Here is a 22,883-nt window from a genome sequence, read left to right on the forward strand (position 1 = left end):
CATCTGTCAGCCGCGAATCGCGATAGCAGGGTCCGCTCGGGCCGCGACGATTGCTGGGTAGGTGGCAGAACACACTCCCGACGCGCATCCGGCGAACAACCCAAGGACGAGCACGGAAGGCGACAGCGTAGGCGTCCAGCCCTGCAGCATGCACACGACGACGACTGCGCACACGCCGAGAGCAGCACCCGACACTCCTCCCGCCGCGCCTATAACGAGTCCTTCCATAGTGAACAACCGCCAGACCGAGCCGCGGCTCGCCCCGAGAGCGCGCCGAAGAGCAATCTCGGGTGACCTCGCCTGAACAGACAAATACATGGCGATGGCCGAGCTCATGCTTGCGAGGAGCAGGAGCAGGACCGAGACGATTCCGACGAGCGTCCCGAGATCGGTGGCCACACCGAAGCGAAGGTTGCGCAGGTCTGCGACGGTCTCGATTCTCACCTGCGAGGGGTCCCCCGGATTCACTGCCAAGGGGATGGCCTCCGAGAGTGCGGCGGGATATCCCGGCACCGTGCGGACCACGAGCGACGCGTTGTCCGGCGTCAGGTTGCCGGTTGCCGCCTGAGACAGCACGATGGAGTCACGGAGTTCGGGGTTGCGTCCGGTTTCGGCGATCACGCCGACGACGTCAACAGGTTCGCCATCCACCCACACCTGAGCGCCGGGACCCGTCGTGCCAACACCGAGCGACGCAGCAGCGTCGACGCCGAGCAACGCTACTCTCGGGGCCCAACTGGCGGACAACAGGTCCGTAGCGTGACTGGGAGATGCGGCGGCCCCGAGGACATCGAGGTACCCGGCATCCGCGATGAGTATGGGCCCGCCGAACACGGGCTGGCTCGCGACTGCTCCGCTCGGAAGCAGGGTGATGCGGGCTTCCGCGGCGGAGATCTTCGCGACGAACCCCGTGCCTTTCACCCCCTCGAGCCCAGCAATCGCGGACGCCGCCTTCCCCTCGGGCGCGTAGAAGCCCTCGTCGTACGCTGACGCAGATGCCGAGCGGACCACGACTTCGTCGAGGCTCGCCCGTGTCAGTCGCTCGGTGACCTGCGCAGCTGCACTCTCGCTGATACCGATGGAGCACACGAGGCCACCGGCCCCGAGCATGAAGGCTGTCAGGAGCAGCAGCGCACGCGCAGGCTTGCTGCTGTGGACCGAGAGGGCATCACAGAACTCGTCCCACAGGCGGATGAAGAAGCGTTTCCGTGCGGACCGGCCGCGCTCCCGTTCGACCGCAGGCTCTCGGCGAGTGTTCTCTAGCTCGTTGGCTCGGGCGTGGTCTGAGTCCGAGACGATAGCGCCGTCGACAATCTCCACGCGACGGTCCGCGGCGGCCGCGACTGTGGTGTCGTGAGTGATGATGACGACGGTCACGCCCTGCTGATTCAGCTCCCGAAGGTGCGCAATGATGCTGTCCGAATTCTTCGAGTCGAGCGCACCCGTCGGCTCATCCGCAAGGATTACGGCGGGCTGCGTCGCAATCGCGCGTGCAATCGCGACTCGCTGCCGCTCGCCTCCCGAGAGGTTGATGGCGCGCTCGCTCATCCGATGCATGAGGCCGAGCCGATGAAGAGCTACCCCTACCCGAGACGCCCGTGCGGCCCACGGCGTCCCGCGGACTTTCAAGCCGAGACTCGCGTTCCCGGCGGCCGTGTCCATCAGCAGCATGCGGGAGTCCTGGAACACAAACCCGAGCGTCTCGTTGCGGAGGCGGTTGCGCTCACTCTCGCCCAGTAACTGCACGTCGACGCCATTGAGTCGGTAGTGCCCGCTCGTGCTCCGGTCCAGGAGCCCGAGCACGTTGAGCAGAGTCGATTTCCCTGACCCCGATGGGCCGATGATGGCCACGAACTCGCCAGGCATCACCCGGAGTGACACGGAGTTGAGTGCGGTGGTCTGGGTCGGGCCGGAACCGAACACGCGGCTGACGTCATCGAGCTCGATGACCGGCTCAGTGCTCACGGCGAGACCAAGACATCGGTGCCGAGCGGCAATGCGTCGTTCGGCTCGATGGAGACCCATCCGTCTGCCTGAGCGACTACGACGATATCGATGCGCTCATATGGCGAGTCGTCCTCTTCACCGTCGTCTGCGGGAACGAGGACGAACGAAGCGCTCCCCTCCTGTCGCACAGCGACAGTTGGCAGAGCGAGCGACGCCTCTGAACTCGTGACGGGTCCAATCTGCACTGCGGTACTCGCGTCTACAGGCACGTCCTGCGGGAGTGCAATTCTGACGGGATACCCCGAGACACCCGTCTCCTCGTTGGTGACGAATTCCCCAACACTCACCACGGTGCTCGTAACCGGTGTCGCACCTGCGACCGAAACATTGACCTCAGCCCCCGCAGCGAGCTGGTCAATCTCCACCGCCGTCGCCTGGGCTTCCAGTGCGGGCGGCGTGGTTCGCAACTTGAGTAGCGGCGCTTCGGCGCCCAGCAGAGCGCCGACCGCCGCCGCCGATTGCACCACGCCGTCGCCCGTCGGCACCCCGATGAGTTCTCGCCACGAGAGTCCGCGGACGCCGGCAGCAACGAAAGGCAGCTCGTACCCAGCTTTGCGATAGTGAAGTCGCAGCGTGTCCAACGTCGCCGCACCGAAGACCCCATCGACGGTGACGCTGTACCCCATATCCGCCAACGATTGCTGAACGGCTGTCACGTCGGAACCCCGGTCTCCGACGACGATGTCGCGGAACAACGGCACAGACGACGGCCACGCGAAGACGGGCCGTCCGGAAACCTCTCCCAGCAGGGTCCCGTACGTCACTGTGGCGCCGTCGGCCACTGCCATTCGCGACACCACCGCACGCTCGGACGGTGAGGTCTCCGGTTCGGCCGGACTGAGTGATGGGGCGACCTCCGGTGAACCGGGTGTGGTGGCCGCGGGAGGTGCAACTTGAGACGCTTCTCGCGGGGCTTCTGCAATAAGCACGTCCACCGTAGCTCCCGCGACGGCAACAGCCGGCAACATGAAGCTATCGCTCACGACCCGGTCCTCGACCTGGGCAAAGACCTCCACGTCAGCATCAACGTTCGCCAATGCCTGGTCCTGCGGCGACCTCACCAAGCCGCCCACAATGAAGGCAGCGCCCACCAGTAGCGCGGTGACGACCGCGAACGCCACAATTCGACCGAGATTCTGCACTCTCCTGAGCGGTGCCACCGATAGGTCATCGACATCGGCATCGGCATCGGCATTCGCGGCGGCGAGCTGTTGGCGCCGCCTGATGCCCATCATCCTGAAATGGCCTTATCGAACACCTTGATGGCCGCGTCACGCTTTTCGACGAAGGATGCAACCTGCGCCGATTGGGAATCGATGAGCGCCGCCTCGTATCGAGCTTGAATGTCGTACAAAGTCTGCACAGCCCCAGTCGAGCGGGCACACTCAGCTTCGATCACGATAGCGCCAATCTCAGCCTCTTTACCCTGCTCCTGGTACTGCTGTACGGGCCGGCCGTCCGCGGGGTCGAGGACGATGCCTCTCTCCTCCATACAGGTCTGCCAGTCGAGCTTCGCGTCCTTGGCTTCATCGCTAGCGAGAGTGAGCTCATATGCACGGCTACGAATCTGAGCGTCGATGTTCGCGTCCTGCGAAAACACGAGCTGGTCCATCAGGGACTCTTTTGCCTCGGTCGCGCAAGTGTCGTACGCCTTGCTCTGCTCGACGCCCATCGAGATGACATCCACCGTCGCCGGACCGGCCTCCGGAGAGAGGGAGACGCCATATTTGGATGCGTAGGCAACGCTCCAAATCCCGTACGTTCTATCTTCTTCTGGAATGAAGGGAGACCAATCTTTGTCGTTAGCTGTAGCTTCGAACCCCTTTTCAACCATGCATGTGTCAGCGATGGTAGCGATGGCATGAAGTACGCGCACGACATAGTCCGGGCTCGAAAGACTGAGTGCTGAAGCGGGCGTCTCCGCAACGGCATGGTCGTAGTCGAGCTTCGCAGTGACGTCTCCGTAGTCTTCGATGCTGACTTCGGGGAGGGGTTCGGCTTCGATAGGTGCCGGCGCAGCGTCGGCACTGCAACCTGTGAGCACAAGCGCCAGAAGCATGAACGCGGTCGCTGGCACGCGTCGTCTGTCAGTCATTGGGTTCTCCTCCAGGAACATCTCGAGGGGGTGGGCGACCCCACCCCCTCGAACTTGCGTCGTTCAGCTGATGCTGGACGTCATGTCGTCGAAGCCCCATCCGCTGAGCGCTGGCGTGCCCGTGTAGAACGCCCCGGTCTTCTGTCCACCGAAGTCACGGAACTGGTGCAAAACCGCGTAGTTTGCGGGCGACGTTACTTTGAGAGACGACGCGCGATTGTCTGCGACAGTTCCGACGTAGCTCGTCCCCGTCCCGAAGTCACCCAGGTAGTCGCCCTTGTAATCGTTGTTCTGGTAGAGCTTGATGCCGGCGCTTGCCGGAGCCGCCACGACCGCCGTCATCCCGAGCGCCATCACGCTAGCGATGACTCCCGCGACAATCTTCTTCTTCATCATGAAGTGCCTTCCATGTTCACTCGTCGGACCTCCCGACGAGCTAAACATAGCGGCTGCTATGTCTCTGGCCCAGGCTACAACACGCCTGACTATTGACCTGCGCACGAAAGGCATGTCGGATGCAATGTCGTGGTCACGGATGACAGCGAGCGAAACCGGCGTCATGGGTCGCCGTGGTGTTCAAGCGCGACTGCGCCCGTTTGAGCATGACCCGGTCGGCCGCATCACGAGCATCATGATGCGGAAGGCCGTACCCCTTCCTTGATGCGTATGCGCCTATCGCGGCGGAGACTGACTGGACAGGGCGTACTTCGAGCTAAAACCTCGCGCATTCGAGGCCGTCGAAAAGGCACGCGAGGATACCGTCAGCAATCGACGCACCGGGCGCAGCACGCACGCCTGCGGCCGTGGCCGCTGGCCACATCATCGCTGAGCTCAACTTTCCTTCCGGTGCCGGCTTCTCGACCAGCGGTACGAGGGCTTCCCCGGCTGCGCCGTGAGGCGACGCTTCTCGCAGCTGCGAAAGCTCGGACGCAACAACGCCGACATGGAACCACTCCGCGCACTGGTCGAGTCTGCGTACGTCTGACGCAATCGCCTCGCGCACCACAAGCCGATTTGGCATCTGAACTGGCGACAGTGCCATTCCAGCATCCTGCAGGTCGTCGAGATGCCCAGCCTGGAACTCGCTGCATGGCCCGGAAGTAGAAGCCAGGGGCCTCCCGCGGGACCGACCGCGTAGGGTCTCCGCCCTTCCCCGCCAGCGCATCTGCCGTGGCGGGGTCAGCTCAAAGCAGCAAGGAGACGGTCAATCCGCGCTTGAAGTGGAAGCCGAGTATCAGCGGCACCACGGTCGATGGCTCGTCAGGCCACCGAGGAGAGTGCATCGCCGGTGTTGCCCGTGCTTCCTTGCGTGCCATCTCACCGCCTCCGAACCCGCGATCCCTGTGTTTACCGGGATCAACTACGCCGTTTTGGATCACCTTCGTTTGAGTGGTTCAACTTCGATTGAAGAGAAAGCACCTTCAGTGACGGCCAATATCAGTCGACGAGCAGCGCAGGCTCCTCGAGCACGGAAGCCACGTCGGCGATGAAGCGGCTCATGCCGTCGCCGTCGATCACGCGGTGGTCGAACGAACCGGCGACCGTCGTGACCCATCGCGGGCGGACCTCGCCGTCGACGACCCACGGCTTCTGACTGATCGTGCCCATGGCGACGATCCCGGCCTCTCCGGGGTTGATGATCGGGGTGCCGGCATCCATCCCGAACACGCCGATGTTCGTGATCGTGATCGTGCCGCCCTGCTGATCTGCCGGTGAGGTCTTGCCCTCGCGCGCCGTGACCGTGAGGCGGTTGAGCGCGCGCGCGAGCTCCTTCATGCCGAGGTCCTGCGCGTCCTTGATGTTCGGGACGAGCAGGCCACGGGGCGTCGCTGCGGCGATGCCGAGGTTCACGTAGTGGCGCACGGCGATCTCGGCTCCACCATCGGTCTCGATCCAGGCCGCGTTCACCATCGGCGTGCGGCGGGCAGCCCAGATCACGGCGCGAGCCATGATCAGCAGCGGCGAGACGCGGATGTCGGCATAGTCCGGCGATGCCTTGAGGCGCTTGACGAGCTCCATCGTGCGGCTCGCGTCGATCTCCTTCCACACGGTCACATGCGGGGCCGAGTACGCGCTCTGCACCATGGCCGAGGAGGTCGCCTTGCGCACGCCCTTCACCGGGATGGACTCGGTGCGCGAGTCATCGCCGGAGGATGCGGGGGTCGGCGCCAGGCCGCGGGCGAGTCCGACCGGAGCGCTCTGCGGCGCCGGCACGGTCTCCTCGCGAACGGCTCCCCACTCTGGGGTCTCGATGTTGCGGAACACGCTCGCCTGCGAGGCCAGCTTCATGACGTCGTCGCGGGTGACCTCGCCGTCGGCGCCCGTCGGGGCGACCGTGGTGAGGTCGACGCCGAGGTCGCGCGCGAGCTTGCGGATCGGCGGCTTGGCGATCACGCCGACCGATGAACGCACCTGGCGCTCGGCCGGGCGCTTGCGCCGAGACGTCGCGCCGCCGCCGGTGCCATAGCCGACGAGCACGGATCCGCCGCCCTCTTCCGGCGCGGGTGCTTCCGCGGTCACGACCACGCCGGCACCGGCGTCGTCCCGAGCATCCGTCACGAACGTGATGATCGGCGTACCGACCTCCACCGTCGTGCCCTCGCCGACCAGCAGTTCGCCGACCACGCCGGCGTGCGGCGACGGCAGCTCGACGAGCGACTTCGCCGTCTCGATCTCGCAGATGACGTCGTTGATCGCCACGGTGTCGCCCGGCGCGACCTTCCAGGTCACGACCTCAGCCTCGGTCAGGCCTTCGCCGACGTCGGGGAGGTTGAAGTTCTGCGTGCTCATGAGCGGTCCTTTCGGAACGACAGTGTCGGTGGAACGAGCGGGAGTGTCAGTACGCCAGGGAGCGGTCGACGGCCTCGAGAATGCGGTCGGCATCCGGGAGGTAGATGCCCTCGAGCTTCGCGGGCGGGAACGGGGTGTCGTAGCCGGAGACACGGAGCACCGGAGCCTCGAGCGCATAGAAGGCGCGCTCCATGACGGTCGCGGCGACCTCGCTGCCGACGCTCGTGAATCCCTGCGCCTCCTGCGCGTAGACCATGCGTCCGGTCTTGCGCACCGAGTCGAGGATCGGCGCGTAGTCGATCGGCGAGAGCGAGCGCACGTCGACGACCTCGCAGCTGGTCCCCTCTGACTCGGCGAGCGCGGCCGCCTGCAGCAGGGTCGTGACGATCGCGCCGTGCCCGACGAGCGTGACGTCGGTGCCGCGGCGAACCACACGCGAGGCGTGCAACGGGGCGGCGGACGACTCGAGGTCGACCTCGCCCTTCTGCCAGTAGCGGCTCTTCGGCTCCATGAAGATCACGGGGTCGTTCGAGGCGATCGCCTCCTGGATCATCCAGTACGCGTCGTTCGGCGTCGACGGCGACACCACACGGAGACCGGGAGTGTGCGCGAAGTACGCCTCCGGGCTCTCCTGGTGATGCTCGACGGCGCCGATGTGTCCGCCGTAGGGGATGCGGATGACGATCGGCAGGCTCAGTGCGCCCTCATGGCGGTTCGTGAGCTTCGCGAGCTGGGTGGTGATCTGGTCGAACGCGGGGAACACGAAGCCGTCGAACTGGATCTCGATGACGGGACGGAAGCCGGTCATCGCGAGTCCGATGGCGGTGCCGACGATGCCGGACTCCGCGAGCGGGGTGTCGAGCACCCGACGCTCGCCGAAGTCGCGCTGCAGATGCTCGGTCACGCGGAAGACTCCGCCGAGCTTGCCGATGTCCTCGCCCATGAGCAGGACCTTCGGGTCGTTCTCCATCGCCGCGCGCAGCCCGGCGTTCATCGCCTTGCTGAGCGGCATCGTCTCGAGCGTCATGCCTGCCCTCCCTCGAACGATGCCTCGTAGCGCGCCTGCCACGCCTTCTGCTCCTCGATCAGCGGATGCGGATCGCTGTAGACGTGGTCGAACATCCTCGCGACCGGCGGCGAGCCGAGCTCGACCGTGCGCGCACGCAGGTCCTCGGCGGCATCCGCGCCTTCCTCGTCGACGTCATCGAAGAAGGATGCCGCGGCACCCCGTCCTTCGAGGAACGCGCGCATGCGAGTGATCGGGTCGCGCAGCGCCCACGACTCCTCCTCGTCGTTGCCGCGGTACTTCGTGGGGTCGTCGCTCGTGGTGTGGGCGCCGAGTCGGTACGTGACCGCTTCGATCGCACGCGGCCCCTGACCCGCACGGGCCTCGTCGAGCGCGACGCGAGAGACGGCGTAGCTGGCGAGCACGTCGTTGCCGTCGACCCGCACGCTGGGGATGCCGTACCCGGCGCTGCGCTGCACGAGCGGCACCCGCGACTGCGTCGAGACCGGCACCGAGATGGCCCAGTGGTTGTTCTGCAGGAAGAAGACCGTCGGCGCCTGGTAGCTCGCCGCGAAGACCATCGCCTCGTGCACGTCACCCTGGCTGGAAGCGCCGTCGCCGTAGTAGACGATGACGGCCTCGTCGCGTTCGACATCTCCGGTGCCGGAGCGCCCGTCGAACAGGCGGCCCATGGCGAAGCCCGTGGCGTGCAGCACCTGCGACCCGAGCACGAGCGTGTACAGGCGGGTGTTGCCGTTCTTCGGATCCGTCGGATCCCAGCCGCCGTGCGAGACACCACGCATCAGCTTGATGATGTCGACCGGATCGACACCGCGGATGCGCGTGACGGCGTGCTCGCGGTACGAGGGGAAGATCGTGTCCTGCGCGCGAGCGGCGCGGCCGGAGCCGACCTGCGCGGCCTCCTGCCCGCGGCTCGGCGGCCACAGTGCGAGCTGGCCCTGACGCTGCAGGTTGGTCGCCTGGGTGTCGATGGCGCGGATGACGACCATGTCCCGGTAGAACTGCTCGAGCTCCGCATCGCTGATCGCCTCGATCAACGGCAGATATCTCTCGGCAGCCGGACTGGGCGCGAAGCGGCCGTCCGCTTCCAGGACGCGGACGAGTTCAGTCTCTGACGAGGTCACCGTTCCACGCTATCCGAGGTTGGGCACCTAGGGCTGGAGGGTGCGCACAATGGATCCCGAAACCTGTAGGACCTTGTCCACGGATTCATGCTCGCCGACGGATATGCGGATGCCGTCGCCCGAGAACGGCCGCACGATGAGATCGCCCTCGACGAACGCTGCTGCTGCCTCGTCGGTGCGGTCGCCGGTCGGCAGCCAGACGAAGTTGCCCTGCGCGTCGGGAACATCCCAGCCCTGCGCGCGGAGCCCGTCGACCAGCAGCGTCCGGCGCTCGACGATCGCCGCGACGCGTTCGAGCAGCTCGGCCTCGGCATCGAGGCTCGCGATCGCCGCGTTCTCTGCCGCAGACGTGACGGAGAGGGGGATGCCGGTGGTTCGCGCGGCATCCAGCACCTTCTCGTGCCCGATCGCGTAGCCCACGCGGAGACCGGCGAGACCGTACGCCTTCGAGAAGGTGCGCAGCACCACGACGTTCGGATGCCGCTCGAAGATGCGCTCCTCCAGACCGTTCACCGCGTCGGGGGCGGTGACGAACTCTGCATATGCCTCATCGAGAATGATCAGCACATCGGCGGGGACCCGGTCGACGAACGCTGAGAACTCGGCGCTCGTGATGACCGGCCCCGTCGGGTTGTTCGGTGTGCACACGATGATCGCGCTGGTGCGGTCGGTGACGGCATCCGCCATCGCGTCGAGGTCGTGGCGTCCCCCGCTGCCGGGCCCCTGAGCCTGTCGAAGGGGAACCTGCACGCCGGTCGCTCCGGCGACGAGCGGGAGGCTCGGGTATGCCTCGAACGAGCGCCAGGCGTAGACGACCTCGTCGCCGACCGACGACGTGGCGAGGATCAGCTGATGCAGGATGGAGACGCTCCCGGAGGCGACGTGCACCTCATCGGGACGAACGCCGTAGCGGGCACCGAGCCGCTCCCGCAGGCGTCCGGCCGTGGCGTCCGGGTAGCGATTGATCGGCGTGACGTGCGTGAGCGCCTCGACGACCGACGGCAGCGGGTCGAAGGGGTTCTCGTTGCTGGAGAGCTTGAACGCGTCCGGCCCCGCCGGCTTGCCCTGGCGATACGGCGCGAGCGCGGCGATGGCGGGGCGGATGCGGGGCAGGATCTCGTCGGTCACGTGATGAGTCTACGAGCTGGAATCGCTGACATATCGAGTCGGTCGTGGAAGACTGGGCGCACCATGCGCTTCATCATCCGAGTCGTCGTCAACGCGTTCGCCCTGTGGGTCGTGACGCTGATCCCCGCTCTGCAGGTCATGATCATCGCCTTCCCCCCTGGGGAGACGCTGCAGCTGGTGCTCACGCTGCTCGCGGTCGCCGCGATCTTCGCGCTCGTGAACACGATCATCGGCACGGTCGTGAAGATCGTCGCCTTCCCGCTCTACATCCTCACGCTCGGCCTGATCGGGTTCGTGATCAACGGGTTCCTGCTGTGGCTGACCGCATGGATCACGAGCGGCTTCGGCTGGGGCCTCACGGTCGGCGACTTCTGGTGGGGCGTCCTCGCGGCGATCATCATCTCGCTCATCAACGGCGTCTTCGGCTTCATCCTGCGTCCGCAGAGCAAGAAGCCCCGCCGCGACTGAGCGCGCAGCTCAGCCGGTCCGTTCGGCACGGAACTCGGTCGAGGTGATCTCGACCGCATCGTCGAGTTCGGCCCACCGCGCATCGAGCGCCGTGAGGCGCGGGTCGCCCGACTCGTCGACCATCTCCGCCGTCTCGAGGTAGGCGTCCATCTGGTGCGGGGCGAGCACGAGGTCCTGCATGCCTCTGATCGGATCGCCGACTCGCTCGGCCGTGAAGCTGTCGGGCGAACCGGTGCCCGCAGGCGATCCTCCGCCGGCGAGCGACGAGACGACGTCATCGGTGTGCCGCAGCTGGATCAGCAGCTGGTCGTCGTCCAGGACCGGCTCGACCGGACTGCCGGCCGTGAGCAGCACTCGCACGTCGTAGCCGCTCTCCATGGCGAGGTGCCCGGCGATGATCCCGCCCTGCGAATGGGCGACCACGTCCACTCGGTCTCCCGGTTCGGCGCCGGCGGCCTCCAACGCGTCGAGGGTCGCCTGGTACGAGGCAGACGTCTGGCCGGTGTAGAGCTGCAGGTTCGAGCGCATGTCCCACGGCTGCGACCCGCCGACCGCCACCGACTGCGAGCCCTTCACATAGGCGATGAACTGCCGGGTGCCGTCCGGCAGCGTGTACCGCTCCACCGTCAACTGCGCCCCTGGCGCGGTCGGGAGTCGAGTGAATGCGCCGGCCAGACTCGTCGGCGGCCCGTCAGGGGTCCTGGTTCGCACCGCGGCCACCGACACGGCATCCGCCGTCCCCTGCAATGTCGTGCCGGGCCGCAGCATGCCGAGGCCGGTCAGGACGGCGGCGGCCGCGCCGCCCATCAGGAACGGGGTCAACAGACCGCCCGGATCGAACTGGCGGTCGAGTCCGTCGAAGCGTCCGTCCTTCCAGCCGGCGATGAGCCAATCCGACATCGCCTCGAGCCGCCCGTCCGACGCCAGCAGACGATCGAGCCGAGCCTGCACGGCATCCGCGGCCGCACCGCCGACCAGGCGGAGCGCGTCGGCCTCCGCTCGCAGCTCGACCACCTCGTAGGCGTCGGCCATCAGCAGGGTCCCTTCGCTGGCATCACGCATCCGCTCGCGCAGTCCACTGATCCGCTCTCCGCCGTCCGCGAGTGCGACGAGGTCGACCTCTGCCCCGATTCCGCTGACGTCGATGAGCAGAGAACTCGCCCTGCGCACCGCCGCCCGCGCGTCATCGAGTCCTGCGGCGAGCAGCGCGAGCCGATGGCCGACATCACGAAGCACCTCCGTGTCGACGGCGATCGCTCCGCCATGACGGATGTCGAGGTCGTCGCTCACACCGTGCCCGCCCTGTCCAGTTCGGCGGATCGGATGTGCAGCTCGCCGAGCTCGTGCTCCGATGCGAGCTGCATCGCCGAGAGCGCGTCCTGCAGCGCCCTGACACCCTCCGCATCCCATGCGGTGTCGAGCACGAGGCGCGCGAGGGCGGCGGCCGTGTCCTCGACGATCCCGATCGCCGTGCGGAGCTCCCCCGCAGCACAGAACCGGTTCCAGACGTCGTCCGAGGTACCGGCCTCGGCCATGATGAAGGAGTACATGCGTCCAGCATCCGCGGCGCGGAGCACCTGACGAGGGGCGTGCGACGGGCCGCGTGGAGCGACGGCGGGGAATATATTCCGTGCAGGAGGAGTGACCGGAACTGTGCAGGATCGCCGACTCCAGGCAGAATGGGTGAGTGACAGCCACGGATCCCTTTCGCGTGATCTTCGTGTGCACGGGGAACATCTGCAGATCACCGATGGCCGAAGTGGTCTTCCGCGATCTCGCAGAACGCCAGGGACTCGGCTCGCGGATCGTCTCGCGCAGCGCCGGCACAGGCGATTGGCATCTGGGCGAACGCGCAGATCACCGCACGATCGACTCCCTCGCGCGCCGCGGCTACGACGGCTCGCAGCACCGCGCACGGCAGTTCACCCTGGCCTCGTTCGCCGACAACGACCTGGTCGTCGCGCTGGACCGCACGCACGAACGGATCCTGCGCGAGTGGGCGTCCGACGAGGATCAAGAGGGCAAGGTCACGCTGCTGCTGGCCTTCGACCCGGATGCGTCGACCCACGATGTGCCCGATCCCTACTATGCGGGCACGGAAATGTTCGATTCGGTGCTCGGTATGATTGAGACGGCGACCAGAGGCCTGTTCCGACAGCTCGAACCCGCACTGCGTCTCCCCCGCACCCCCCGCATCTGACGGGCCCGATCAGGAGGACTCCCCTGACTTTCCAGCCTTCGCTTCCGCCGCAGCCCCTGAGCCCGCTCGACGGACGCTACCGCGCCGCCGTGGCCGGACTCGCCGACTTCCTCTCCGAGGCCGGACTCAACCGTGCCAGGGTCGAGGTCGAGGTCGAGTGGCTGATCGCCCTCACGGACCGCTCGCTGTTCGAGACCTCCCCGCTGTCGGATGCCGACAAAGACCGCCTCCGCGCCCTGTACCGCGACTTCGGGCAGGCCGAGATCGACTGGCTCGCCGAGAAGGAAGCCGTCACCCAGCACGACGTGAAGGCCATCGAGTACCTGGTGCGCGATCGACTCTCGACGCTCGGCCTCGACTCGATCGCCGAGCTCACGCACTTCGCATGCACGAGCGAGGACATCAACTCCGCCTCCTACGCCCTCACCGTGAAGCGCGCGGTCGAAGAGGTCTGGCTGCCCGGCCTCGACACCGTCATCGCGAAGCTGCGGGAACTCGCCGTCGAGCACGCCGACGCCCCGATGCTCTCCCGCACGCACGGCCAGCCCGCGACGCCCTCGACCATGGGCAAGGAGATCGCCGTGTTCGCGTGGCGTCTCGAGCGCGTACGCGCGCAGATCGCGGCATCCGACTACCTCGCCAAGTTCTCCGGCGCGACCGGCACCTGGTCGGCGCACCTCGCGGCCGACCCCGACGCCGACTGGCCCACGATCGCCCGCGAGTACATCGAGGGCCTCGGACTCGGCTTCAACCTGCTCACCACGCAGATCGAGTCGCACGACTGGCAGGTCGAACTCTACGACCGCGTTCGTCACGCCGGCGGCATCCTGCACAACCTCGCGACCGACATCTGGACCTACATCTCGCTGGGCTACTTCGCGCAGATCCCGGTGGCCGGTGCGACGGGCTCGTCGACGATGCCGCACAAGATCAACCCGATCCGCTTCGAGAACGCCGAAGCCAACCTCGAGATCTCTGGCGCCCTGCTCGCCTCGCTCGGCCAGACCCTGGTCACCAGCCGCCTGCAGCGCGACCTCACCGACTCGACCACGCAGCGCAACATCGGCGTGGCGTTCGGTCACTCGCTGCTCGCGCTCGACAACCTGCGCCGCGGCCTGAACGCGATCTCGCTGTCGCGCGACGTGCTGCTCGCCGACCTCGACGTGAACTGGGAAGTGCTCGCCGAGGCGATCCAGACCGTCATCCGCGCCGAGGTCGTCGCCGGACGCTCGACGATCACCGACCCCTACGCGCTGCTCAAGGAGCTCACGCGCGGGCACCGCGTCGGCGCAGCCGACCTGGCGGCGTTCGTGGAGACGCTGGAGATCGGGGATGCCGCGAAGCAGCGGCTCCTCGCGCTGACGCCGGCGACGTACACCGGCATCGCGGAGCAGCTCGCGCGATAGTCGCGCCGGTCAGGACGAGGTCGCCGCGCCGTCCTTCGGCATGCACGCGGCGGCGATCAGCGTGAGGACCGCGGTGATCGCGACCGCGATGAAGACCCAGACCGAGGCGTGGATGATCGTGGCCGGGTCATCCGGACCGGCACCCTGGGCGATGACCGTGTTCGAGATCGCCCCGAACACCGCGACGCCCACCGCGCTGCCGGCGGACCGTGCGAACGCGTTCATGCCCGTGACGGCTCCGCGTTCGCCCCAGCCCACCGAGGCCTGAGCGGCGATCAGGGTCGGCGCCGCGCTCCAGCCGAGTCCGAATCCGAACAGGAACGCGACAGCCGCGACCGTGAACGGGTTCGGCCACGAGGCGACCGCTGCCAGCGCGATGGCCGCGACCGTGGTGATGCTCATGCCGATCAGCGTCGTGCGGCGGAAGCCGATGCGCAGATAGAGGCGCCCGGCGTTGGCGGCGGACAGCGGCCAGCCGAGCGTCAGCGCGGCGACCGCGAGCCCCGACAGCAGCGGAGCGATCCCCGTGGATCCCTCGAGGTAGGCAGGCGCGAAGCTCGTGACGCCGAGCATCAGCGCTCCCACGCCCAGCGAGACGATCGTGGTCGTGAGGATGAGTGGTCGCGCGGCGAGGCGCAGATCGACGATCGGTTCAGCAACCCGGCGCTCCACGAACCCGAAGGCTACGAGCGCGACCGCACCGACGCCGAAGCAGATCACGCTCTGCACCGAGAGCCATGCCCAGGCGTTGCCGCCCTCCAGCATCCCCAGGATGATGCCGGTGAGCCCGACCGTGAGCAGCAGGGCGCCGCCGTAGTCGATGCGGTGCCGAACCGTCTGCTTCTGCTCGTGGTACGTGCGCAGCAGCATCCATCCGGCGATCAGGCAGAGCGGGATGTTCACCCAGAAGATCCACCGCCAGGCGTCGAGCTGGGCGAAGAGCCCGCCGAGCGCGGGGCCGACCACGGAGGAGATCGCCCACACGCTGGCGATATAGCCCTGCACCTTCGCGCGCTCCGCGACCGTGTAGATGTCGCCGACGATCGTCATCGACATCGGTGCGACGGCACCGGCGCCGAGGCCTTGGATGATCCGGAAGACGATGAGCGCGGGCATGCTCCACGCGAATCCGCAGAGGATCGAGCCGAGGAGGAAGAGGGCGATGCCGAGGATGATGATCGGTTTGCGGCCGATGGTGTCGGCGAACCGCGAGTAGATCGGCACGCTCACGGCCTGGGCCAGGAGGTACACGGAGAACAGCCACGGGAACTGCTGGTAACTGCCGAGATCGCGCACGATGCTCGGGACCGCCGTGGCGAGGATCGTCGCGTCGATCGCGATGAGCCCGGTCGACAGCATCAGCGCCCCGAGCACGGGGCCTCGCTTCGACCGCAGTCCGATGGAGGCGCGTTCGACGGAGGCAGTCACCTCAGGGACAAGCCGATCCCGAGCGCGACTATTCCTTGCGGTCGCCCGACTCGCTCGACGTCGCGGACGAATCCGCCTCGGGCTCCGGGTCATACAGCACCGGGCGATCCACCGTCTTGGTGACGTCGGCCGGGTCGATCGCGAGCATCAGCATCGCCAGGATGAGCAGCGTCGCGATGAACGCTCCGCCGCCGACGACGAGGCCGAGCGCGACCGGGGTCAGCCCGTCATAGGTGCCGTTCGCGATCGATGCGTTGACGCGCGCCGTGAAGGCACCGGTCGAGACGAGCGTGACGATCGTCGCGAAGACTCCGCACCCCAGCGCGATCAGGAGCAGATGCAGCGGGCGCAGGATGTCGCGGCGGCTGGGCTTCTCGTCGCTCATCGCTCTCCTCCATGCGGGGCCGTCGCGGGGGCGGCATCGGGTCCGGCGTCAGGGGCGGCGGCGGCCGCGTCATCGGTGGGCACGGCATCCACGCGGCGCGGCGTGAGGCCGGCGATCGCGAGGAACACGGCCACGACTGCAGCGTAGCCGCCGAAGATCCCGACGCCGAGGATGATGCCGGACAGCACGAAGTCGCCGGCACCGGTGATCGAGTACTCCTGGATGAATCCGGCGGGGATCAGCAGCAGCAGGACGGCGAGCAGGATGCCGAAGGATCCGACCGTGATCGCGTCACGGGCGAGCGGGTCGGCCGCGCGACGGGCTCGCAGGCCCGCGAGCAGTTCGACGCCACCGCTGAGCACGCCCCAGGCGACGACCACGATGAAGAAGAGGTCGTCGCTGCGCCACATCGGAACGCCGGAGACCATGCCGGCCACGACGCCGATCGCGGCGAGCAGCACGGAGGACCAGCGTGAGCCGGCCGGGAGCACGAGCCAGGCGGCGAGGATGTGCGCCAGGGCGGACACGAAGACGAAGCCACTGAACACGGAGAGACCGATCGGCGCCGAGTGGTCCGAGGAGAAGGTGATCATCAGCGCAGCGGCCGCGGCGAACAGCGCACGCAGCAGCTGGATGGTGCGCATCGTGAATGCGCGAGCAGGGGCAGACATGGCTGAGAAGGGTCCTCCGGAGTGTTCCCCCCAGTCTACGCGGGGGTTCGGAGCGGTTGCCGCCGCGCGCGGCGGTGCCCTCTCCGTGAGGCCCGCGGCGCTCCCCAGATTGCCGACAGGCCTCACGGAACACGCAGTAAGGGGGGCGTCACTGCGTCTGACTGACGCTTCGTGTACTCGGGCACCCGGCGTACGGCGATCAGTCGGGCGACCACAGCGCCTCCGCCCCGTCCCTTGACGCGTCCGCGTGCGGTCGTATGCTCACTCTAGAGCTGTGATCTTCACATACCGGAGGGGGCCTGTGATGAGTTTCAGGACAGACCCGTTCGGAGCGAGGGATGACGCCTTCGCCGGCGCATTCCGAGACGCGATCAACGCGAAGGACGTGACGCTGACCAGGCTGGAGCGGCAGTTGAAGTCCCGTGGCACCAAGGTCTCGCTGGCGACACTGAGCTATTGGCGCTCCGGCGCCAGACGCCCGGAGGGCCCGCAGTCACTCGCTGCGCTGGCCGATATCGAGGAGCTGCTCGACCTCGACGCCGGCGCGCTCACCGCGCTGCTCCGCTCGCACCGCACCGGACCGCTCGGCCCGAACCGGTTCCCGCTCGACGAGCAGGAGGTCGAGCGCGCCGTGAGAGAGGCCTTCGCCGCCCTCGGTGCCGAGTACCCGGACACATCGCGGGAGCTGACGACGCACTCGGTGACGGACGTGGATGCCGCGGGCAACGTCGCCTTCTGCATGACGCGCAGCATCGTGCAGTCGACCACTGGGACGGTCGTGTCGATCCCGTTCCTGGAGATGACCCCGGGCGTTCGCACCCCGGCGCCGATCATCTCGGCCGCGGCCGGCGGCCGTATCGCGGCGCGCTACTCGCATCCGAACGGCGAGGTGCACGGTGTGCTGTTCGAGCTCGATGTGCCGCTGACCGCGCCGGACACGGCCGTCGTGGAATGGTCGGTGGAGTACCCGCCAGGGTATCCGGCGATGCGCGAGACCGGGCACGCACTGGCGCGCCAGTGCCGCGAGCTGCTCGTCTGGACCAGGTTCCATCCCGATGCCCTGCCCGATTGGTGTGAGGAGCGCATCGAGACGCCCACAGGGTCGACGATCGTTCCGGCATCCCTCGGCGGGGGCACCTCGGTGCATCAGGTGCGTCGAGCCTTCGGACCCGGCGTCCTGGAACTGCGCTGGGGCTACGGCGAGCGCGCCGCCGATCAGCCGGGCTGATCCCCGGTCGCGACCGGACGACCGGGCGTGTTCGCCCACTGACTCCACGACCCCGGGAAGACCTTCGCGTCGATCCCGATCTCGTTCAGGATGAGCACGGAGTGCGCCGCCGTGATGCCGGATCCGCAGTACGCGGCCACCGGAGTTCCTGCCGTCACGCCGACCGCGGCGAAGTTCGCGCGGACCGTGTCGGGGTCGAGTATCCTGCCATCCGCGTCGAGGTGCACGCCGGTCGGGAGGTTGTGCGCTCCCGGGATGTGCCCGGCCACCGGGTCGAGCGGCTCGGTATCGCCGCGGTAGCGCTCTGGCGCGCGCACGTCGAGCAGGACGCCGGATGCCGGGAAGACGGCAGCCTCGTCGATCGTCAGCGCCTCTGCACCGATCTCGTCGAGCACGACGTCCCCGGGCTGGGGCTCGACGTCATCGGTCGTGACGTCGAACCCTGCAGCCTGCCACGCGCGGATGCCGCCGTCGAGCACTCGCACATCGACACCGCCCTGACGAAGCAGCCACCAGGCGCGGGATGCCGCCAGCCCCTTGGCGTCGTCGTAGGCGACCACCGTGTCACCGGCGTGCACGCCCCACCGGCGAGCGGCGGTCTGCAGCGTCTCGGTCGACGGCAGCGGATGCCGGCCCTCGCTCGGCTCGCCGTGCGTGGCGAGCTCGGTGTGCAGCGGCACGTACACGGCTCCCGGGATGTGCCCCGCGAGGTAGTCGGCATGACCGTCCGGCCGATCGAGCCGCCAGCGCACGTCGAGCGCGCGCACCGGCGCCTCGGCAGTCAGCAGGTGGTGCAGCTCGTCCGCAGTGATGAAGTTGGTCATGCTGCGAGGCTACCCATCCCAGCGCCGAGCGAGCCCGAGCATGTCGGATTCTGACGCGCGAGCGACCGCGGTATCCGGCACTAGGCTCGATCCGGCACCGACGAGAAAGGGTCCTCATGCCCTCACGTCTGCGCTGGATGCGCCTGCAGCCGCAGGAACTCGCCCTGATCGGTATCACGGCGGTCTGGGGCAGCACGTTCCTGCTCGTGCACTGGGCCATGCAGCACTCGGGCCCGTGGTTCTTCGTCGGGCTGCGGTTCCTCGTCGCCGGCCTGATCAGCGTCGTGATCTTCCGACGTGTGCTGCGCGGCATCCGCTGGCGGGACATCGGGGCCGGCGTCTCGATCGGCGTGATGATCCACCTCGGCTACGGCCTGCAGACCGTCGGACTGCAGACCATCGACAGCAGCACGTCAGCGTTCATCACGGCGATGTACGTGCCGCTCGTCCCGCTCGCGCAGTGGGCGGTGTTCCGCAAGCGACCGCCGGCGATGGCCTTCGTGGGAGCAGGGCTCGCCTTCGTCGGACTGATGCTGATCGCGGGACCGGATGCCCTCTCGCTGACCCTGGGCGCGGGTGAGATCGCGACCATGCTCAGCACACTGCCGATCGCGGCCGAGATCATCCTGATCAGCGTGTTCGCCGGCAGGATCGACCTCGGCCGCATCACGGTCGTGCAGCTGCTCACCGCCGGCATCCTCGGCCTGCTCACGATGCCGGTCGTCGGCGAGGGCTTCCCGGAGTTCTCCTGGATCTGGGTGGGCTGCGCAGTCGGCCTCGGCGCCGCGAGCTGCCTGATCCAGCTGACGATGAACTGGGCGCAGAAGTCGGTCTCGCCGACCCGCGCCACGATCATCTACGCCGGCGAGCCGGTCTGGGCCGGCGTGATCGGACGCATCGCCGGCGAGCGCCTCCCCGCGACCGCGCTGATCGGCGGTGCACTCGTCGTGCTCGGCATCCTCGCCAGCGAGTTGAAGCTCGTGCGGCGCTCGCGAGTCGACCGCTCGCGAACGGACTGAGAACTCGCGGGAATACCCGGGCGCGCGGCGCGTTTCACCCCTCATGATTGAAACTTCAACCGTCGTCGCGACCGAGCGGACCCGGGTGCGCGTCCCCCTGCGTTTCGCGGACGGCTACGCGACGACGGCCGACGTCGTCACCTTCGACGGACTCGTCGATTCACGGGAGCACCTGCTGCTCGGACTCGGCGACTGGCGCGCTGCTCTCGAGCGCTCAGCGGCCGGCGGTGATGCACCCCTCGTGCGGCCGCACAGCGAGTGCCTCACGGGTGACGTCTTCGGTTCGGAGCGCTGCGACTGCGGTCCGCAGCTGCGTGAGGCCGTCGAGCGGATCGCCGCCGAGGGCGGCTTCCTCCTCTACCTGCGCCAGGAGGGCCGCGGCATCGGCCTGTACGCCAAGCTCGACGCGTACGCGCTGCAGGACGCCGGGCTCGACACCTACGAGGCGAACCTGGCGCTGGGGCGAGGCGAAGACGAGCGCGACTACACCGTCGCCGCCCAGATGCTGCGAGCGGTGGGCGTCGACAGCATCCGACTGCTCAGCAACAACCCCGACAAGGCCACCCAGCTCGAGGCGCTCGGCATCCGGGTCGCCGACCGGGTCCCCACCGAGGTGCACCTGTCGGAGGCCAACACCCGCTACCTGCAGGCGAAGCGCGACCACACCGCCCACACCCTCGACCTGTCCGCCGCGTGACTCCAGGGAGCACCATGACGCAGACGCCGCAGCATCCGCGTCGACTCGATGACGCCGAGATGGACACCTGGCTGCCGGTCATCCGATTCGTGCAGCTGCTCCCGCAGGTGCTCGATCGGACCCTGAAGGACGAGGTCGGGCTCAACCACGCGCGCTACGCGATCCTGATCACGCTCGCCGGGCAGGGCCAGGATGCGGTCACGATGACCGAGCTCGCCCACATCGCCGGACTCAGCCGATCGCGCCTGAGCCACGCCCTCGACTCGCTCGAGGAGCGCGGCTGGGTCGCTCGCACCTCATGCGGCAGCGACAAGCGCACGCTGTCGGCGACGCTGACAGCGGCGGGGCGGGAGATGCTGCGCACCGCGGCACCTGTCCATGTCGAGCAGGTGCGCGAGCTCGTGCTCGATCCGCTCAGCGAGGAGGAGCGCGGACAGCTCCGCTCGATCCTCGGCAAGCTGCTCCCTGGCGTGACCGCCGCGCTCTGACGTTCTGCACGAGTGCTCGCACGTTCACACCGTCGCCGATCGGGCCGCGATGGCGCAGATCGGTGCGAACAGAGACGGAACGTGGACGCGATGTCTCGATCGCGTCCACGTTCCTGTACTCCCCCGAGTACCCATTCAGCGTGCGGGAGCCCGGCCCCATTTCCCGTTCTGCCAGCAGGAAGAACGTAACAAGGCGGCGTTCACATACTCAGAGACGCAGGAGTGAACGACTGGCGAGCGCATTCGACCCGTTCTGCTCTGAGCAGAACGGGTCGAACGACGCGGATGCCGCGGATTACCGTGAGACATGCCCGACATCGCCCCGTTCCCGCGCGCACCCCGTCCCGCCCGATCGCCCCAGGGCGCTCCAGAGCCGCTGTGGCGTCAGCTGCTCGGCGAACAGCTTCGCCGGCGACGACATGAACGGGACGAGATCCTCTCCGCGACCGCCGATCGCGCAGGGGTCTCGCCGCAGTACCTCTCAGAGGTCGAACGGGGCCTCAAGGAGCCGTCGAGCGAGATGATCGCGGCGATCGCCGGGGCCCTCGACACGAGCCTGATCGAGCTCACCAGCGCGATCGCCGACGAGCTCCGATCGGTCACTGCCCCGGCATCCGCCGCCGTCTCGGCATCCGGCGCCGTCTTCGCCCTCGCCGCCTGAGCCGCGGCAGCGCCGCGCTCAGGCCGCTCGCGCACCGAGCACGGTGTCGATCAGGCCGTACTCGCGCGCTGCCGTCGCCGTGAAGACGCGGTCCCGATCGGTGTCGAGGCGCAGTTCGCCGAGCGCCCGGCCGCTGTGCCTGGCCAGGATCTCCTCCATGTCCGACCGAACGCGCACGACTTCATCCGCGGCGAGGATGAGATCAGGGATCGCGCCGCGCGACTGCCCAGCCGGCTGGTGCAGCACGATCCGCGCGTGGGCGAGCGCCGCCCGCTCTCCAGGGGCACCTGCAGCGACCAGCAGTGCGGCAGGCCCGATCGCCTGCCCCACACAGGTCGTCGCGATCGCCGGACGGATGTGCTGCATGGTGTCGTAGATCGCGAGCGCCGCCCCAGGATCACCGCCCTCGCTGTTGATGTAGAACTGGATCGGGCTCTCCGGGCTGTCGGCGTCGAGGTGCAGCAGCTGGGCGATCAGCGCGTTCGCCACTCCGGCGTCGATGCCGGTTCCCAGGTAGATGACGCGCTCCGCGAGCAGGTGCGAGTAGACGTCCATGATGCGCTCTCCTCGCGGATGCTGCGCGATCACGTTCGGGATCGTGTAGCCGCTCATGCGCCCGCCCCCAATCCGACGCGTTCGCGATGGCGCGGCATCACCTGTGCGATCGAGGAGACGACCTCATCGATGAATCCGTAGTCCCTGGCCTGGGTGGCGGTGTACCAGCGGTCGTGCAGGGAATCCTCGAAGATGCGCTCGACCGACTGCCCCGTGTCGTCCGAGATCAGGCCGAGCACGGTGTCGCGCATGTGCCTGAGGTCATCCGCCTGGGTCTCGATCTCGCCGGCCGAGCCTCCGATGCCGGCCGAGCCCTGATGCATCAGGATCCGGGCATGCGGGAGCGCCCGTCGCTTGCCCTTCGTGCCTGCTGAGAGCAGGAACTGTCCTGCACTGCAGGCGAGCCCGAGCGCCAGGGTCGCGACGTCGTTCGGGATCAGGTGCATGATGTCGCGGATCCCGAGCATCGACGGCACCGAGCCGCCCGGCGAGTGGATCCAGAGGGCGATGTCGGTGCGCGGATCCTCGGCGGACAGCGTCAGCAGTTGCGTCATCAGCAGCGTGCCGTTGTCGTCGTCGAGCGCTCCGTCGAGCACCAGCACCCGCTCGTGGAACAGGGCGCGACGGGCTTCGGGACCGAACTGCGGGATGGGGCTGTCTTCGCTCATGGCACCAGCATCCG

Annotated in this window: 24 protein-coding genes; 8 read left to right on the forward strand and 16 right to left on the reverse strand. The window is 67.8% G+C overall.

Features of this window, described 5'->3' with window-relative positions:
* Positions 1–6: 6 nt before the first annotated feature.
* The 8 genes from V7Z82_RS10085 to V7Z82_RS10120 form a co-directional block, all read right to left on the reverse strand.
* Positions 7–1,965, reverse strand: a complete 1,959-nt coding sequence (locus V7Z82_RS10085) for an ABC transporter ATP-binding protein/permease (RefSeq protein ID WP_334150948.1) — start codon at positions 1,963–1,965, stop codon at positions 7–9.
* A complete protein-coding gene (locus V7Z82_RS10090) occupies positions 1,962–3,242 on the reverse strand; it encodes a peptidoglycan-binding domain-containing protein (RefSeq protein ID WP_334150951.1) in 1,281 nt (426 codons plus the stop codon). The genes V7Z82_RS10085 and V7Z82_RS10090 overlap by 4 nt, the downstream gene beginning before the upstream one ends.
* On the reverse strand, positions 3,239–4,102 hold the full coding sequence (locus V7Z82_RS10095) for a hypothetical protein (protein WP_334150953.1): 864 nt from the start codon (positions 4,100–4,102) through the stop codon (positions 3,239–3,241). Before V7Z82_RS10095 ends, V7Z82_RS10090 begins: the two co-directional genes overlap by 4 nt.
* Positions 4,103–4,165: 63 nt before the next feature.
* The gene (locus V7Z82_RS10100; RefSeq protein ID WP_334150956.1) at positions 4,166–4,498 is read right to left on the reverse strand and encodes a hypothetical protein; all 333 of its coding nucleotides are present in this window, start codon (positions 4,496–4,498) and stop codon (positions 4,166–4,168) included.
* A 1,041-nt stretch (positions 4,499–5,539) separates the two neighbouring features.
* Positions 5,540–6,892 carry a dihydrolipoamide acetyltransferase family protein gene (locus V7Z82_RS10105; protein ID WP_334150958.1) on the reverse strand — a complete coding sequence of 451 codons (1,353 nt, stop codon included), beginning with the start codon at positions 6,890–6,892 and terminating at the stop codon, positions 5,540–5,542.
* 46 nt (positions 6,893–6,938) lie between these two features.
* Positions 6,939–7,919 carry an alpha-ketoacid dehydrogenase subunit beta gene (locus V7Z82_RS10110; RefSeq protein ID WP_334150961.1) on the reverse strand — a complete coding sequence of 327 codons (981 nt, stop codon included), beginning with the start codon at positions 7,917–7,919 and terminating at the stop codon, positions 6,939–6,941.
* Complete coding sequence (locus V7Z82_RS10115; RefSeq protein ID WP_334150963.1) at positions 7,916–9,043, reverse strand: thiamine pyrophosphate-dependent dehydrogenase E1 component subunit alpha; 1,128 nt, start codon at positions 9,041–9,043, stop codon at positions 7,916–7,918. The genes V7Z82_RS10110 and V7Z82_RS10115 overlap by 4 nt, the downstream gene beginning before the upstream one ends.
* Positions 9,044–9,070: 27 nt before the next feature.
* Positions 9,071–10,171, reverse strand: a complete 1,101-nt coding sequence (locus tag V7Z82_RS10120) for a histidinol-phosphate transaminase (protein WP_334150965.1) — start codon at positions 10,169–10,171, stop codon at positions 9,071–9,073.
* Between the two features lie 63 nt (positions 10,172–10,234).
* Here V7Z82_RS10120 and V7Z82_RS10125 point away from each other — a divergent pair, with 63 nt between their 5' ends.
* Positions 10,235–10,639, forward strand: coding sequence for a phage holin family protein (locus V7Z82_RS10125; RefSeq protein ID WP_334150968.1), 405 nt, complete (start codon positions 10,235–10,237; stop codon positions 10,637–10,639).
* Between the two features lie 9 nt (positions 10,640–10,648).
* Here the strand turns inward: V7Z82_RS10125 and V7Z82_RS10130 are convergent, their stop codons facing one another.
* Both V7Z82_RS10130 and V7Z82_RS10135 read right to left on the reverse strand, forming a co-directional pair.
* The gene (locus V7Z82_RS10130) at positions 10,649–11,929 is read right to left on the reverse strand and encodes a hypothetical protein (protein WP_334150970.1); all 1,281 of its coding nucleotides are present in this window, start codon (positions 11,927–11,929) and stop codon (positions 10,649–10,651) included.
* Positions 11,926–12,189: a hypothetical protein gene (locus V7Z82_RS10135; RefSeq protein WP_334150973.1), complete on the reverse strand. Its 264-nt coding sequence runs from the start codon at positions 12,187–12,189 to the stop codon at positions 11,926–11,928. Before V7Z82_RS10135 ends, V7Z82_RS10130 begins: the two co-directional genes overlap by 4 nt.
* Positions 12,190–12,326: 137 nt before the next feature.
* On the opposite strand from V7Z82_RS10135, the gene V7Z82_RS10140 reads away from it, so the two are divergent.
* Entirely contained in the window at positions 12,327–12,839 is a 513-nt protein-coding gene (locus tag V7Z82_RS10140) for a low molecular weight protein-tyrosine-phosphatase (protein ID WP_334150975.1), read from the forward strand.
* A 23-nt stretch (positions 12,840–12,862) separates the two neighbouring features.
* Complete coding sequence (gene purB, locus V7Z82_RS10145) at positions 12,863–14,245, forward strand: adenylosuccinate lyase (protein ID WP_334151503.1); 1,383 nt, start codon at positions 12,863–12,865, stop codon at positions 14,243–14,245.
* A gap of 9 nt (positions 14,246–14,254) precedes the next feature.
* On the opposite strand, the gene V7Z82_RS10150 is transcribed toward purB, so the two are convergent.
* Genes V7Z82_RS10150 through V7Z82_RS10160 form a run of 3 tightly spaced genes read right to left on the reverse strand, consistent with a single transcriptional unit; the run spans position 14,255 to position 16,729 of the window.
* Positions 14,255–15,673 carry an MFS transporter gene (locus V7Z82_RS10150; protein ID WP_334150978.1) on the reverse strand — a complete coding sequence of 473 codons (1,419 nt, stop codon included), beginning with the start codon at positions 15,671–15,673 and terminating at the stop codon, positions 14,255–14,257.
* A 28-nt stretch (positions 15,674–15,701) separates the two neighbouring features.
* Entirely contained in the window at positions 15,702–16,058 is a 357-nt protein-coding gene (locus V7Z82_RS10155; protein WP_334150983.1) for a hypothetical protein, read from the reverse strand.
* Entirely contained in the window at positions 16,055–16,729 is a 675-nt protein-coding gene (locus tag V7Z82_RS10160) for an acyl-CoA synthetase (protein WP_334150985.1), read from the reverse strand. Before V7Z82_RS10160 ends, V7Z82_RS10155 begins: the two co-directional genes overlap by 4 nt.
* 304 nt (positions 16,730–17,033) lie before the next feature.
* Between V7Z82_RS10160 and V7Z82_RS10165 the strand changes: the two genes are divergently transcribed.
* Entirely contained in the window at positions 17,034–17,957 is a 924-nt protein-coding gene (locus tag V7Z82_RS10165; RefSeq protein WP_334150988.1) for a hypothetical protein, read from the forward strand.
* Here the strand turns inward: V7Z82_RS10165 and V7Z82_RS10170 are convergent.
* A complete protein-coding gene (locus V7Z82_RS10170) occupies positions 17,945–18,781 on the reverse strand; it encodes a sulfurtransferase (protein WP_334150990.1) in 837 nt (278 codons plus the stop codon). The two genes, V7Z82_RS10165 and V7Z82_RS10170, sit on opposite strands and share 13 nt — an antisense overlap.
* Before the next feature lie 116 nt (positions 18,782–18,897).
* Between V7Z82_RS10170 and V7Z82_RS10175 the strand changes: the two genes are divergently transcribed.
* The 4 genes from V7Z82_RS10175 to V7Z82_RS10190 all read left to right on the forward strand — a co-directional run bounded on the left by V7Z82_RS10175 (position 18,898) and on the right by V7Z82_RS10190 (position 21,646).
* A complete protein-coding gene (locus V7Z82_RS10175; protein ID WP_334150993.1) occupies positions 18,898–19,800 on the forward strand; it encodes a DMT family transporter in 903 nt (300 codons plus the stop codon).
* Between the two features lie 43 nt (positions 19,801–19,843).
* Complete coding sequence (locus V7Z82_RS10180) at positions 19,844–20,497, forward strand: GTP cyclohydrolase II (protein WP_334150996.1); 654 nt, start codon at positions 19,844–19,846, stop codon at positions 20,495–20,497.
* A gap of 14 nt (positions 20,498–20,511) precedes the next feature.
* A complete protein-coding gene (locus V7Z82_RS10185; protein ID WP_334150999.1) occupies positions 20,512–20,985 on the forward strand; it encodes a MarR family winged helix-turn-helix transcriptional regulator in 474 nt (157 codons plus the stop codon).
* A gap of 307 nt (positions 20,986–21,292) precedes the next feature.
* Positions 21,293–21,646, forward strand: coding sequence for a helix-turn-helix domain-containing protein (locus V7Z82_RS10190; RefSeq protein WP_334151002.1), 354 nt, complete (start codon positions 21,293–21,295; stop codon positions 21,644–21,646).
* A gap of 18 nt (positions 21,647–21,664) precedes the next feature.
* Here V7Z82_RS10190 and V7Z82_RS10195 read toward each other — a convergent pair whose 3' ends face one another.
* Complete coding sequence (locus V7Z82_RS10195; protein WP_334151004.1) at positions 21,665–22,258, reverse strand: ClpP family protease; 594 nt, start codon at positions 22,256–22,258, stop codon at positions 21,665–21,667.
* Positions 22,255–22,869, reverse strand: a complete 615-nt coding sequence (locus V7Z82_RS10200) for a ClpP family protease (RefSeq protein ID WP_334151007.1) — start codon at positions 22,867–22,869, stop codon at positions 22,255–22,257. The genes V7Z82_RS10195 and V7Z82_RS10200 overlap by 4 nt, the downstream gene beginning before the upstream one ends.
* Between the last annotated feature and the right edge of the window lie 14 nt (positions 22,870–22,883).

It is taken from the genome of Microbacterium sp. (assembly GCF_036823965.1).
In the GTDB taxonomy this organism is placed as follows: domain Bacteria; phylum Actinomycetota; class Actinomycetes; order Actinomycetales; family Microbacteriaceae; genus Microbacterium.

What these genes read in the sequence shown, in the direction of transcription:
- V7Z82_RS10095 (WP_334150953.1), bottom strand. Translation starts at nt 4,102, where the DNA reads ATGACTGACAGACGACGCGTGCCAGCGACCGCGTTCATGCTTCTGGCG.
- V7Z82_RS10175 (WP_334150993.1), top strand. Translation starts at nt 18,898, where the DNA reads ATGCCCTCACGTCTGCGCTGGATGCGCCTGCAGCCGCAGGAACTCGCC.
- V7Z82_RS10090 (WP_334150951.1), bottom strand. Translation starts at nt 3,242, where the DNA reads ATGATGGGCATCAGGCGGCGCCAACAGCTCGCCGCCGCGAATGCCGAT.
- V7Z82_RS10200 (WP_334151007.1), bottom strand. Translation starts at nt 22,869, where the DNA reads ATGAGCGAAGACAGCCCCATCCCGCAGTTCGGTCCCGAAGCCCGTCGC.
- V7Z82_RS10155 (WP_334150983.1), bottom strand. Translation starts at nt 16,058, where the DNA reads ATGAGCGACGAGAAGCCCAGCCGCCGCGACATCCTGCGCCCGCTGCAT.
- V7Z82_RS10180 (WP_334150996.1), top strand. Translation starts at nt 19,844, where the DNA reads ATGATTGAAACTTCAACCGTCGTCGCGACCGAGCGGACCCGGGTGCGC.
- V7Z82_RS10185 (WP_334150999.1), top strand. Translation starts at nt 20,512, where the DNA reads ATGACGCAGACGCCGCAGCATCCGCGTCGACTCGATGACGCCGAGATG.
- V7Z82_RS10195 (WP_334151004.1), bottom strand. Translation starts at nt 22,258, where the DNA reads ATGAGCGGCTACACGATCCCGAACGTGATCGCGCAGCATCCGCGAGGA.
- V7Z82_RS10160 (WP_334150985.1), bottom strand. Translation starts at nt 16,729, where the DNA reads ATGTCTGCCCCTGCTCGCGCATTCACGATGCGCACCATCCAGCTGCTG.
- V7Z82_RS10100 (WP_334150956.1), bottom strand. Translation starts at nt 4,498, where the DNA reads ATGATGAAGAAGAAGATTGTCGCGGGAGTCATCGCTAGCGTGATGGCG.
- V7Z82_RS10170 (WP_334150990.1), bottom strand. Translation starts at nt 18,781, where the DNA reads ATGACCAACTTCATCACTGCGGACGAGCTGCACCACCTGCTGACTGCC.
- V7Z82_RS10190 (WP_334151002.1), top strand. Translation starts at nt 21,293, where the DNA reads ATGCCCGACATCGCCCCGTTCCCGCGCGCACCCCGTCCCGCCCGATCG.
- V7Z82_RS10105 (WP_334150958.1), bottom strand. Translation starts at nt 6,892, where the DNA reads ATGAGCACGCAGAACTTCAACCTCCCCGACGTCGGCGAAGGCCTGACC.
- V7Z82_RS10165 (WP_334150988.1), top strand. Translation starts at nt 17,034, where the DNA reads ATGAGTTTCAGGACAGACCCGTTCGGAGCGAGGGATGACGCCTTCGCC.
- V7Z82_RS10135 (WP_334150973.1), bottom strand. Translation starts at nt 12,189, where the DNA reads ATGTACTCCTTCATCATGGCCGAGGCCGGTACCTCGGACGACGTCTGG.
- V7Z82_RS10110 (WP_334150961.1), bottom strand. Translation starts at nt 7,919, where the DNA reads ATGACGCTCGAGACGATGCCGCTCAGCAAGGCGATGAACGCCGGGCTG.
- V7Z82_RS10125 (WP_334150968.1), top strand. Translation starts at nt 10,235, where the DNA reads ATGCGCTTCATCATCCGAGTCGTCGTCAACGCGTTCGCCCTGTGGGTC.